The following is an 11,578-nucleotide window of genomic DNA, read 5'->3' on the forward strand; positions in this document are numbered from 1 at the left end:
GGTGATGGTATGGGATATAGGGTTGCTGTCGTGGGCGCGGCGGGATATGCGGGCGTCGAACTCGTGCGCTTGCTGCTCGCCCATCCCGATTTCGAGCTCGTCGCAGCCACGTCGGCGGAAGACGCCGGCAAAGCGATCTCCGACGTGTACCCCGCCCTTGCCGGAGCGACCGATCTTTTCTTCACCCCGCACAACGACCCCGTACTCGCAACGTGCGACGCCGTGTTCCTAGCGGTGCCGCACACCGCGGCGCTCAAGATCGCGCCGTCGCTGCTGGACAGCGGCGTGACGGTCATCGACCTCTCGGCGGACTTTCGTCTCGCCGATGCTGCAACCTATGAGTCGTGGTATGGAGTGGAGCACACCGCGCCCGAACTCCTTGCCACGAGCGCATTCGGTCTCCCCGAGCTCTTCGCCGAGGACCTCCTGCGCGCCAAGGACCAGCGCGCCTCTGGAACAGCACCGCTCGTTGCCTGCGCCGGATGCTTCCCCACGGCGACATCGCTCGCAGCCGCGCCGGCCATCCGCTTGGGCTGGGCCCGCGAAGGAGCTCCCATCGTTGTGAATGCGATCTCGGGTGTGACGGGCGCCGGCAAAACCCCCACCGCACGCACCCATTTCTGCAGCGTCGCGGAGAACGTCGAGGCATACAGCGTCTGCCGTCACCGCCATACCCCCGAAATCGAGCAGATCCTTGGTCTCGAGGGACGCGTGGTCTTCACGCCGCACCTGGCACCTTTGAAGCGCGGACTGCTGTCGACGGTTACCATTCCGCTCACTGAAGATGCGCAGTCTCTTGATGGCGATGCCGTGATCGATGCATATCGCGCCGCGTATGAAGGACACCCACTCGTCGACGTCCTCGATGCAGGGAGGACGCCGCGTACCGATTCCGTTGCAGGAACGTGCCTCTGCCAGGTAGGGCTCGCGATTGACCGTCGCACAGGGGTCCTCGTCGCGATCGGCGCCATCGACAACCTCTGCAAAGGCGCAGCTGGCCAGGCCGTGCAGTGCGCGAACATCGTATTCGGACTCGACGAGCGACGAGGCTTACCGCTCAGCGCCCTCCCCGTTTAATCGCTTGCACGCGATAACTGATGCGCGGGTGGCGTTGCCCGTGCGGCACCCGCTCGGTACACTTGATGGTGCTGCATGGCACTCGGCTTTGCACCCTCGTCTAGCTCAGGAGAGACCTTATGGATATGGAACAGTTCGATGCGGCAATCCGCGCCGTTCCGCAAGGCGGAGTCACCAGCGCACGCGGCTTCAGGGCAGCCGGTGTTCACGCCGGCTTCAGGAAGAATCCCGAACGTCTCGACCTCGCGCTCGTCGCTGCAGACGAGCCCTGTCCTACCGCCGCCGTCTTCACCACCAACCGCTTCTGCGCTGCGCCCGTCCTGATCAGCCGTGACCACCTTGGTGGTCGGGGCTCGGGGATCGCCCGTGCCATCATGGTGAACTCAGGCAACGCAAACGCTGCAACCGGAGACCAAGGGCGCGCCGTCGCACAGGAGTCGGCAGAGATCGCTGCCCAGATCCTCGGCTGTGATACCAATCAGGTGCTCGTCGCTTCGACCGGGGTAATCGGCCAGCCGCTCTCGACCGATCCCTTCGAAGCCGGTGTTCCCATAGCTGTCGACGCTCTCGCCCGCGACGGTGGTCACGATGCCGCTTGCGCGATCATGACCACCGACACGCATCCTAAGGAGTACGCCGTATCCTACGAGACCCAAGCGCTCGAATATCTCGGCTGCACCTTCACCGTCGGAGGCTGCGTCAAGGGTTCGGGCATGATCATGCCCAACATGGCAACCATGATCTCGATCATCACCACGGATGCACCCGTTGCGCCCGCCACGCTCGGCAGCCTGCTGACCTCCGTCGTGGGCAAGACCTTCAATAAGGTGACCGTCGACTCCGATACCTCGACCAATGATACGTGCGTGCTCATGGCGTCGGGCGCCGCCGCGCCGGGCGCGGAGCCCATCGAGGAGGGCAGCGACGCGTACTGCGAGCTCGAGCAGGCGCTCTTTGTCGTATGCGAAGCGCTCGCAAGGGCTATCGCCTCCGACGGCGAAGGGGCCTCTAAACTCGTGACGGTCAACGTCAGCAGCGCTGCCAGCGATGCAGATGCCGATGCCGCCGCGCGCGCCGTCGCCAACTCGCCCCTGGTGAAGTGCGCCATCGCGGGCCGTGATTGCAACTGGGGCCGCATCGCCGCCGCGCTGGGCAAGTCCGGTGCCGAGTTCGATGAGAGGCGCACCTCGATCGACTTCATGGGCATCCCGGTGTGTCGAGACGGCCTTGCGGTTCCCTTCGACGAAGACGAAGCCCTGCGACGATTCGAAGCCCCCGAGATCGTCATCTCTTGCGACCTCGGCGCAGGCACCTCGGCGACCACGATCTGGTCCTGCGATCTCACGCATGACTACATCTCCATCAACGCCGATTACCGTTCGTAAGAACTTCGTTCACAAGCACAATCGGTGCGGTCGCGCTTCAAGAGCTCGCCGCACGCATGGCCGGGTGCCCGCGAGGCGCCTGCCCTTCGCCTTATCTTTTCCTATCTAAACCTGGAAGGCCGCTATGAAATACGCACGTGACACCGCTTCCACCCGCCCTTACCAAGAAACCGGCGAGCTGCTGTACGAGACGCTACCATGGGTCAAGAACCTCACCGGCAAGACGGTCGTCATCAAGTACGGCGGCGCCGCCATGGTGGATGACCTCCTACGCGATGACGTGATGAGCGATGTCTTGCTGCTCAGGATCATCGGCGCGCGCGTGGTCATCGTCCACGGCGGCGGCGCCGAGGTAAGCGGCGCCCTCAAACGCCTCGATCTGCCCGTTGCATTCAAGGATGGACAGCGTGTCACCACGCCCGAGGTCATGGATGTGGTCCGCGAGGTCCTCGTCGGCAAGGTCAACACCGATCTCGTATCGGCTCTCAACCGGCATGGCACCGTGGCCGTCGGCGTGTCCGGCAGCGATGCGGGTACCTTGATCGCCCAGCAGCTCGACCCCGCGCTCGGTCGTGTGGGCGATATCGTCCGGGTCAATCCCGATTACCTCGAGAGCCTGCTCGACAATGAGTACATCCCCGTGGTCGCCACGGTCGCTCAGGGCGAGGACGGCGGCTTCTTCAACATCAACGCAGATGTCGCCGCGGGGCATATCGCCGCTGCGATCCATGCGCACAAGATCATCTTCCTAACCGACGTCGACGGTCTATACGAGGATTTCGATGACAAGGACTCGCTCATCTCGAACCTCACCCTCGAGGAGACCGAAGGGCTCCTCGCCGACGGAACGGCCGCCAAGGGCATGATTCCCAAGTTGCGCTCGTGCGTGCACGCGTTGCGCCACGGCGTGTACCGCTCACACATCATCAACGGCACGACGCCGCACGCGTTGCTGCTCGAGCTGCTCACCGACGCCGGCATCGGCACGGTGATACACGCCACGGCCGAGGCGTACGAGTTCGATCGCCATCCGCATCCAGTAGGTGCACTCGCCGCCCGCCTCTCGCAGGATGTCGAAGAGGAATTTGGCATCGAGGGCACCGAGTAACGTCGCCACGGCCCGGGGCGCATCTCATCAACGGATGGATGCCGCCAACGCCCGCAATCATTGGAGGAAACCATGGACCTCGAACAGGAACGCTCCCTCGATGGAACGTATATCATGCCCACATTCGGTCGCCTGCCGGTACTGTTCACGCATGGCGAGGGCATGAGGCTTTACGACGACACAGGCAAGGAGTATCTCGATTTCCTTGCCGGCATCGGCGTCTGCTGTCTTGGACATGGGCATCCGGCGCTGGTAAACGCTCTTTCGCATCAGGCAGAGCAGCTCCTTCATGTGTCGAATTACTACTACATCGAGCATCGCGCCGAGGTGGCCGCGCTTCTTTCCAAGCTCGCGAACAATGACATGGAGGGTGCTGAGCGGCTCGCTCGGGCGCTGTGCTCTGGAGATGCGCAGGCTGCCATGGACGCGGCGCAGCCGGCTGCGGGCGAACAGGTTTGGCAGACGTTTTTCGCCAACTCCGGTGCCGAGGCGAACGAGTGCTCCCTCAAGCTCGCGCGCCTCTACGCGCAACGACACGGCAACGGCGGCAACGCGATCGTTTGCTTGCATGGCGGGTTCCACGGGCGCACGCTCGAGACCCTGGCCGCAACGATGCAGGAGCGGCTCCAGGAGCCGTTCCAGCCGCTGCCTGGGGGATTCCTCATGTGCGAGCCCAACGACATCGATGGGCTACGGGAGCTCTTCGCACAGCATGGTAAGCAGATCGCGGGCATCTTGATCGAGCCGATCCAAGGCGAGAGCGGAGTCCATCCCCTTACCGCTGAATTCGTCCACGAAGCTGCCGAGCTGGCACACGCAGCCGGCGCGCTCCTCATCTCCGATGAGGTGCAGGCGGGAATATTCCGGTGCGGTACGCCATTCGCCATACAGTCGCTCGGCATCGCACCCGATATCATGAGCCTTGCAAAGGGCATCGCTGGCGGCGTTCCATGCGGCGCCTGCGTGGCACGGGCGGAAATCGCCCGCACGTTCGCCCCCGGTGAGCACGGGACGACGTTTGGCGGCAGCAACCTCGCGGTAGCAGCTGCCGAGGCCGTGCTCTGCGAGCTCATCTGCGGAGCATATGGAGAGCATGCCGTCCATGCCGGCACCTACCTTATGGAGCGCCTTGACGCCCTTCCCTGCGTCACCGAGGTGCGCGGACGCGGGCTCATGGTCGGCTGCGACCTCGCGCCCGATGCATGCGACGCCCATGACCTCGTTGCGGCCCTTCTCGACGACGGATTCGTGCTCAACGCCACAGGCGATCACACGCTACGGTTCCTCCCCCCGCTCATCTGCACGCCCGATGATATCGACCTTCTGGTTGACGCTCTCGCGCATAGGCTCGAGCAGGCTGGGTAAGAGCTTGAGCACAGGCAGCGACCGTGGTATGCTGCTTTTCCACGCTGCATGCGCAGCAGGTACTTTGACAGGTCGAGTACGGCTTTGCGGTGACAGCGCCGCAGCCTGCCAGACCGCCTTCTGGGGCCGACTGGTTTCGACGCGATAGCTCTGAGAGAGGAAGCAGGCCGTGGTCTCCTCGCCACGTTAAACAGGGGTACTGTCAAAATGAATTGACAAGAATTCTTCTTACGAGCCTCAGCTGGCTCTTGCTGCTTAATTACATAGCAGCACGCCAAACCCGGGAGTTCCCCGCCCCGGGAGCGGTGTCATCTTAGGGGAATGCTCCTGCGCACGTAATCGGTATGGCGCAGGCTAAGACTGAACCGGTTGGGGTGCCGCGAGCGTGTCGCTGCGCGCAAGGCACCCGAGATCAAATCAGCGACTGAGCCTGGAGATGCCGATCAGGGGGCTTTCGTGGACCGGAGTTCGATTCTCCGCGGCTCCACCAACTTTTTCCGGGCTTTCTACCCCGTCGCAGGTAGAAGGCCCGTTTTTCAATCCGCTAGCCCATATATCTCCCGCTGTCTTTGGCTAATTTTGGCTAACGCACGCCCCGCGCGCCATGTCAACGGCGAATCTTGGCGAACGTCGGAAACATAGGCTTGCCTATGAATCGAAATATGCTATATCTCGCCTATTTCGATTCTCAGTATAGGAGACTTCTAGCCTATTGCAAGACTTTTCTAAGATATTTCTTGCCTATTCTTAGTGCGGCTCATACGATATAGGCGATGTATTGCCAATTCTGAAGGGAGTGAGATGTGATCCTTCAGCTGAAGCGAATCAGAAAAGCGAAGAAGCTTTCCCAAACCCAGCTCGCAGAATTAATTGGGGCGAACCTTCGCACAATCGGCGCTTGGGAACGCGGTGAAACCATGATGAGCATCGAGCAGCTGTGCCGGTGCTGCGAGATCCTGGGCACCACGCCGAACGAGATGACCGGCTGGTACATCGAGCACCCCGAGGATGCGCCTGGAGCGGGTGGGGCGTCGGCCGACCCCCGCCGCGCCGCCATGGTCGACGCCTACGACGCGCTTACCGAGGACGGCAAGACGCTCGCCTCGGAGACGATCGCGAGCCTCGCCCGCGACCCCCTGCGCCGCGCCGACGCCGCGGGGGGAAGTGCTGGACATGGCGCTGCGCCGGATCGCGAGGAGATGAGCGCATGAGCGCGCGGGAGAAGGTCGCCGAGGCGGCGCAGGCCGTCGCCGCCCAGAAACTCGTGGGGATCGTCTTCGACGCCGTTTTCACCGTCGCGCTCGTCGCCTGGGGAGCCCTCAGCGGATCGTTCGCGACCGTGTGGGCATTCGCCGTGGCGCATCCCGCCGAGTGCGCGCTGTGGAGCGCGGCGTTCCTGTTCGGCGGCGCCTTCCTCGGCCTCCTGCTCAGCCGCCTGCTCGAGTTCGGCAAACGGGCGCGGCGCGTCGACTTCCTGCGTCGCTCGTTCGAGTTCATGTCGCCCAGGCGCAGGGCCATCGTTGCCCTCGCGCTAGAGGAGGGCGTGGTGAGCCTGCCCGACCTCGACACCGATGCCGCGACACTCTGCCAGCTCGGCATCCTCGGGGCGCCGCCATTCGGGTTCAGACTCGCCAACGTCGACTACAGCATCCAGCCCGCGGTCGCCGACATCATGAAGAAGCACGGTGCCGAGTGGACCGGGAACATGGACGCCGAGACGGCACGCCGCTTGATCGCAAGGAGATGAGCGCGTGATGGGGGAACCGAAAGAAATGTCGGGATTTTTGTAGACAACGTTTGACACCGGGGCCTGTCCGGGAATATCTTGTACTGCAGATACGGCCCTTGGTGAGATGCCCCGCAGCGATGAGCGGTGCGCGTAAACCAAGGGCCTTCTTTTGTAATATGAGAAAGCCATTGTCAAGAGGCATGACGTTACAGGTCCCAGATTTTATTCCGGGACCTGTAACTATTTCTCGCCGGTTCGCCTGCATGAGATGCTCGTTAGTCGTCGCTCGCCTGGCAGGCTAATATCCGCGGACTCGTGCGCCATTTTGTTTGCGTTTAGCTCAGCTGGCATATGTTTTGCGCACCTACCGCATTCCGATTCTCCGTCCGGGGCCGTCGCTCGAAAACCTCCCAGTCTTTGTCCTCGGGCGCCGCCTCGCCTGGCTGCCCATCAAAAAAGCCGTGAGCCGGTCCCGGCGATGCGTCGATATGCAGGCGCATCCGGCAAGAAGGTCTGTATCGCCCGGGCCTAGCCGAGCGTCCCCTCGGCCCGCCTGCCGATCTCCCAGACCCAGCAGGCGAGCTCCCGGGCGACGGCGACGTTGGCGACGCAGGTCCGCTTGCCGGCGGCCCTGAGCGATTCGTGGCGATGCGCCAGACGTGCGGTGGCATCGTCTGCCCGGCTTTTCACGTGCCGCGGCACCTCATATCCCGAAGGCGCCGCCTTGGGCTTGGGCGAGCAGCTCATATAGTGCCAGGAGGACTCCACGAGGACGCGGCGGGAGGCGCCGTTCCCCGTCTTGGTGATGCCGCCCCGCGCCTCCCTTTCGCCGCTGGAATGCTCGGAAGGGGTGATGCCCACCCAGGAAGCGTAGGCTCCCGCGGTCGGGAAGCGGCTGAAGAGGCCCGCCTCGGCGGCGAGGCTGAAAGCGGATATGACGTAGATGCCCTTGATGGAGGCGAGGGCGCCGACCCTATCCTTCCATCTTCCGCTCCGGGCCTCGGCAAGCACCAGCTTCTCGAGGGCCCGCTTGTCCGACTCGGCGCAGCGCACGCAGGTGACGTAGTGGTCGAACGCATGGGCCGCTGCCGCCTCCTGCGGGCGCAGGCCCTCGACCCATCTCCAGAAAGCCCGGGTCCAGGCCCCTCTCTTCCGACCGAGCGCGTCGACCTCGTCGAAGGCGTATCCTCGCCTCAGCAGGAACTTGGAGAGGCGCTGCCGCGCGCGCTGCAGGTCGATGCGCGCATCGTCCAGCGCGCGGGACAGGTCGCGCGCCGCCTCCACCTCGACGGGCGGTATCCAGACCTCGATGATGTTGTGGGTGGCGAGGAGCCTTGCCAGGAAGGCGGCGTCGCGCCTGTCGTTCTTGCGGCGCTTATCGGCCGCCGGCTTCTGCATCTTGGAGACGGCGCCGACGATGCAGTCGACGCCGAGCCCGCGGAGCTCGCGGCACAGGGCGAACCCCGTTGGGCCCGACTCGTAGACCGCCCTGGGGTCCTCGAAGGCCTTTATCCAGGAGGCGATCTCCTGAGCGTCGGTGCCAAAGGTCTTCTGCCTCACCTCGCCCGTGTAGGGATTGAAGGCGCAGGCCGCGACGGAGCGGGCATGCACGTCGAGGCCGACGGAGGTAACATGGGACACGGGGAGCCTCCTCCCATGCGTGCGGTACGGCGGGCACCGCAGGCTGACGATACACAGCCATTGTTCCCGCCCAGCCCGCGACCCGGCATGCCGCGGGGAGGCTTTCCCTCCAATGGCTTTCTCATATCGTCTTTGGAGCACCCATGACGAAGACGGCAATCCTCGTAGACGGCGGTTTCTACCGCAAGCGCGCGGCGAAGCTCTGGGGCAAGAAGACTCCCGAGGAGCGGGCGGAGGAGCTCAACCGCTACGTGTTCCGTCACATCCTGGAGAAGCGCGACGGCCATGTCCGCCGCGAGCTCTACCGCATCTTCTACTACGACTGCCCGCCGGTCCAGAGCACGGTCTACCACCCGCTCCTGAAGAGGAACATCGACTTCGGGAAGGAGGAGACGTACCGCTGGACGCTCGACTTCTTCGACGCGCTCAAGAGCAAGCGCAAGATGGCGCTGCGCATGGGCAAGCTCTCTGACGTGCGGCCCCACTTCATGCTCGATCCTGAGAAGGTCAAGAAGCTCTGCGCGGGGTCCATCACGGTCGAGGATCTGACCGAGCGCGACTTCCGCATCTCCTTCTCCCAGAAGGGCGTGGACATGCGCATGGGCATCGACATATCGTCGCTCGCCTACGACGGCATCGTCTCGCAGATCATCCTCGTATCCGGCGACAGCGACTTCGTCCCCGCCGCCAAGGCGGCACGCCGCAAGGGCATCGACTTCATCCTCGATCCTATGGGTAACTCGATAAGCAGCGACCTCATGGAGCATATCGATGGCAAGGAGTCGTTCACCGACCGCGATCCCATGCGGCGCGCCGACGCCGCGGGGGGAAGTGCTGGACATGGCGCTGCGCCGGATCGCGAGGAGATGAGCGCATGAGCGGGGCACTTGGGATGACCATATGATGTCAAAACGAGTTGGTAGAATCGCCGCGAGGTGGTTCAGATGTGGAGAAGGACGATGCAGACCAAATCGGTGACAGTGAAGTTCGGCGGCGACCTCGAGGGCGTATCCGTCGACACCTTCACTCAAGTCGTGCTCAACTACGCCAGGGTGCTTCAGCTCGCCGCCGCTGAGACCGATCCGAACGTGAAGATCGATGTCAAGATCACAGCCACGAGACCAGGCTGTCTCGAGGCGATCCTTCAAACCGCCGTCACGAGTCTACCTGGGCTGTTGGCAACGCTATCCCAGGTTAGCGATCAGCTGACACCCATCATCGATAACGTAAACGGATATCTGAAGTTGAGGCAGTTCCTCGGGAAGAAGGGGGCTCCCAAGTCCGTCGAGAGCTCGGGAAGCGGCATCACCATCGTCACCGGCGATAACTCGACCATCAACGTTACCAACAACGTTTACAGGCTTGGTACATCGGACCCCGTCGACAGCGCAGCCGAGATGATGTTCTCGGCGCTTGAGGGGGACGACAGCATCGCCAGCATCTCCATCGGATCCGAAGGCACCGAGGGCTTCGAGGCGCCTTCAGCCGATTTCCCGACGATAAAGACGGCACCACAATGCGTCGTGGGAGACGAGCGGGTGAAGATTGAGGAGAAGGTCTACCTCTCGGTAACGAAACCGATGCTTGAAGTGAGCGACAAGAGGAAATGGGAGTTTTACTGGAATGGCCAGAAAGCCACCGGATATGTCTCCGATTTCGAATTCCTGAACAAGCTCGTGAGCCATGAGTACACGTTCGGCATCGGGGACGACATCTTGGCCGATCTTGAGCTGACTCAGAAGCGAAACGCCATGAATGTTTGGGAGAACAAGCGGATACGCGTCATCAAGGTATACGACGTCATCGCTCAACCGAAGAGACGGAAGCTGTTCTGATCCGAGAGGCGTGATATCAGCGGCGCAAGCGCACTATGATGGCGCATCAACAGCAAACCGCCCTCCCCCTCCAAAGCTTGGCGGCGACGAGGGGAAGGGCTGAGTACCCACCGAGATCCGGGAGGCAAGGTGATTTTACCATGGCCGTCCGCAGGCTAAAGAACGGCAAGTGGCAGGCCGACGTCACGGTCGGCGTGAAATGGGACGGCGCCCGCGACCGCCGCACCCGGGTGTGCAGGACCAAAAAGGAGGCCCAAGCGGCGGAGCGGGCATTTCCCATCGAGCGCGACGGCAGGCGCGGGATCTCCGGGCGAATCACGTTCCGCGAGTTCGTGGATACGCTCTGGTGGCCGCAGAAGGCCGGGCTCAGGCGCAACTCGCGCGACACCTACCGCCAGGTGCTCAAGCGCAGGCTCGTGCCGGCATTCGGCGACATGGACCTCGAGCGCATAAACCGCATGTCCGTGCAGAAGATGATCCTCTCGTGCCCCACGCGCAAGTCGGCGCAGAAGGCCCGCGAGGTGCTTTCCTCGGTCCTGGGCAACGCCGTCGAGATGGGCATGATAGCGGTGAACCCAGCGTCCTTCCGCTACCAGTACCCCAAGAAGGGTGACGGCGGCAGGCAGGGCGAGTGGCTCACCACCTTCGCCCAGCACCGCCGGCTGCTCGGGTACCTGAGGGAGCGCTGCCCCGGCACGGCCGAGGAGCGCATGGTGGTCCTCGGGCTCTGCCTGGGCCTGCGGAAGGGCGAGATCTTCGGCATCGACTGGGAGGACGTCGACCTCGCGCGCGGCACGGTGGCCATACGGCGCACGTACACCGTGGGCGAGGGCGGCGCCGCCCTCGACGACCCCAAGACCGAGCGGAACGAGCGCACCATACCGCTCACCTCTTGGGCGGCCGCCAGAATGAAGGCATGGGGCCCGTCATCCGGCCCGATAGTGACCGGGCGCGACGGCGGGCGCATGAACCCTAACACGGCCGGCAAGCACATGCGCAGGCTCGTCGAGGGGTGCTATGATGACGGCGAGCCCATCCCGCGCGTGACGCTCTACACGCTGCGGCACAGCTTCGCCACCGCCTGCATCGGCGCGGGCATCGAGGTGGCCAAGGTCTCGCGGTGGCTCGGCCACTGCGACGTGAGCACCACGTACAACCGCTACGTGAGGCCCATGCTCGGCGACCTCGAGGTCGAGACCTCCGTCATCGATGCGGCGATGGGCGATGTGTAGGCGGTGTGATTGTGGCAATTCTGGCAAACGCTCTAAACGTTCGCGCAGGTAGACAGCGCATGTAACAGGCGTTCGATTCTCCGCGGCTCCACCACAAGAGAATAGGGCGAACTCTCATCAAGAGGGCTCGCCCTTTTTGCTATCCGCCCTCTAACAGCAATCAGCAATGCCAGCAATGCGGGCCTCCACCCAACTCGGATGGAGGC

The 11,578-nt window shown here is 63.4% G+C and carries 10 protein-coding genes and 1 other RNA gene; 10 read left to right on the forward strand and 1 reads right to left on the reverse strand.

Features of this window, described 5'->3' with window-relative positions:
• Positions 1–9: 9 nt before the first annotated feature.
• From argC to C1717_RS01005, 7 genes are all read left to right on the forward strand, one after another.
• Positions 10–1,077, forward strand: coding sequence for an N-acetyl-gamma-glutamyl-phosphate reductase (gene argC / locus C1717_RS00975; protein ID WP_102371398.1), 1,068 nt, complete (start codon positions 10–12; stop codon positions 1,075–1,077).
• Between the two features lie 119 nt (positions 1,078–1,196).
• Positions 1,197–2,462: a bifunctional glutamate N-acetyltransferase/amino-acid acetyltransferase ArgJ gene (gene argJ, locus C1717_RS00980; protein WP_102371399.1), complete on the forward strand. Its 1,266-nt coding sequence runs from the start codon at positions 1,197–1,199 to the stop codon at positions 2,460–2,462.
• Between the two features lie 124 nt (positions 2,463–2,586).
• A complete protein-coding gene (gene argB / locus C1717_RS00985; RefSeq protein ID WP_102371400.1) occupies positions 2,587–3,570 on the forward strand; it encodes an acetylglutamate kinase in 984 nt (327 codons plus the stop codon).
• Positions 3,571–3,642: 72 nt separating this feature from the next.
• Positions 3,643–4,935, forward strand: a complete 1,293-nt coding sequence (locus C1717_RS00990) for an aminotransferase class III-fold pyridoxal phosphate-dependent enzyme (protein WP_102371401.1) — start codon at positions 3,643–3,645, stop codon at positions 4,933–4,935.
• A gap of 122 nt (positions 4,936–5,057) precedes the next feature.
• Positions 5,058–5,425, forward strand: a transfer-messenger RNA (tmRNA) gene (ssrA, locus tag C1717_RS00995).
• A gap of 313 nt (positions 5,426–5,738) precedes the next feature.
• On the forward strand, positions 5,739–6,146 hold the full coding sequence (locus tag C1717_RS01000; protein WP_102371402.1) for a helix-turn-helix transcriptional regulator: 408 nt from the start codon (positions 5,739–5,741) through the stop codon (positions 6,144–6,146).
• On the forward strand, positions 6,143–6,682 hold the full coding sequence (locus C1717_RS01005) for a hypothetical protein (RefSeq protein ID WP_102371403.1): 540 nt from the start codon (positions 6,143–6,145) through the stop codon (positions 6,680–6,682). Before C1717_RS01000 ends, C1717_RS01005 begins: the two co-directional genes overlap by 4 nt.
• A gap of 510 nt (positions 6,683–7,192) precedes the next feature.
• Here the strand turns inward: C1717_RS01005 and C1717_RS01010 are convergent.
• Positions 7,193–8,305, reverse strand: a complete 1,113-nt coding sequence (locus C1717_RS01010) for an IS110 family RNA-guided transposase (RefSeq protein WP_102371404.1) — start codon at positions 8,303–8,305, stop codon at positions 7,193–7,195.
• A gap of 143 nt (positions 8,306–8,448) precedes the next feature.
• On the opposite strand from C1717_RS01010, the gene C1717_RS01015 reads away from it, so the two are divergent.
• The 3 genes from C1717_RS01015 to C1717_RS01025 all read left to right on the forward strand — a co-directional run bounded on the left by C1717_RS01015 (position 8,449) and on the right by C1717_RS01025 (position 11,372).
• A complete protein-coding gene (locus tag C1717_RS01015; RefSeq protein WP_102371405.1) occupies positions 8,449–9,183 on the forward strand; it encodes an NYN domain-containing protein in 735 nt (244 codons plus the stop codon).
• 81 nt (positions 9,184–9,264) lie between these two features.
• Positions 9,265–10,140, forward strand: coding sequence for an LAPAL motif-containing putative phage structural protein (locus C1717_RS01020; protein ID WP_102371406.1), 876 nt, complete (start codon positions 9,265–9,267; stop codon positions 10,138–10,140).
• A gap of 140 nt (positions 10,141–10,280) precedes the next feature.
• A complete protein-coding gene (locus C1717_RS01025; protein ID WP_180965786.1) occupies positions 10,281–11,372 on the forward strand; it encodes a site-specific integrase in 1,092 nt (363 codons plus the stop codon).
• The last annotated feature ends 206 nt before the right edge of the window (positions 11,373–11,578 follow it).

The sequence above is a fragment of the Enorma phocaeensis genome (assembly GCF_900186505.1).
GTDB lineage: Bacteria > Actinomycetota > Coriobacteriia > Coriobacteriales > Coriobacteriaceae > Enorma > Enorma phocaeensis.

Bases quoted from the DNA above. Each gene is read 5' to 3' on its own strand.
- argC (WP_102371398.1), top strand. From the start codon at position 10: ATGGGATATAGGGTTGCTGTCGTGGGCGCGGCGGGATATGCGGGCGTC.
- C1717_RS01015 (WP_102371405.1), top strand. From the start codon at position 8,449: ATGACGAAGACGGCAATCCTCGTAGACGGCGGTTTCTACCGCAAGCGC.
- argJ (WP_102371399.1), top strand. From the start codon at position 1,197: ATGGATATGGAACAGTTCGATGCGGCAATCCGCGCCGTTCCGCAAGGC.
- C1717_RS01020 (WP_102371406.1), top strand. From the start codon at position 9,265: ATGCAGACCAAATCGGTGACAGTGAAGTTCGGCGGCGACCTCGAGGGC.
- C1717_RS01025 (WP_180965786.1), top strand. From the start codon at position 10,281: ATGGCCGTCCGCAGGCTAAAGAACGGCAAGTGGCAGGCCGACGTCACG.
- C1717_RS01005 (WP_102371403.1), top strand. From the start codon at position 6,143: ATGAGCGCGCGGGAGAAGGTCGCCGAGGCGGCGCAGGCCGTCGCCGCC.
- C1717_RS00990 (WP_102371401.1), top strand. From the start codon at position 3,643: ATGGACCTCGAACAGGAACGCTCCCTCGATGGAACGTATATCATGCCC.
- argB (WP_102371400.1), top strand. From the start codon at position 2,587: ATGAAATACGCACGTGACACCGCTTCCACCCGCCCTTACCAAGAAACC.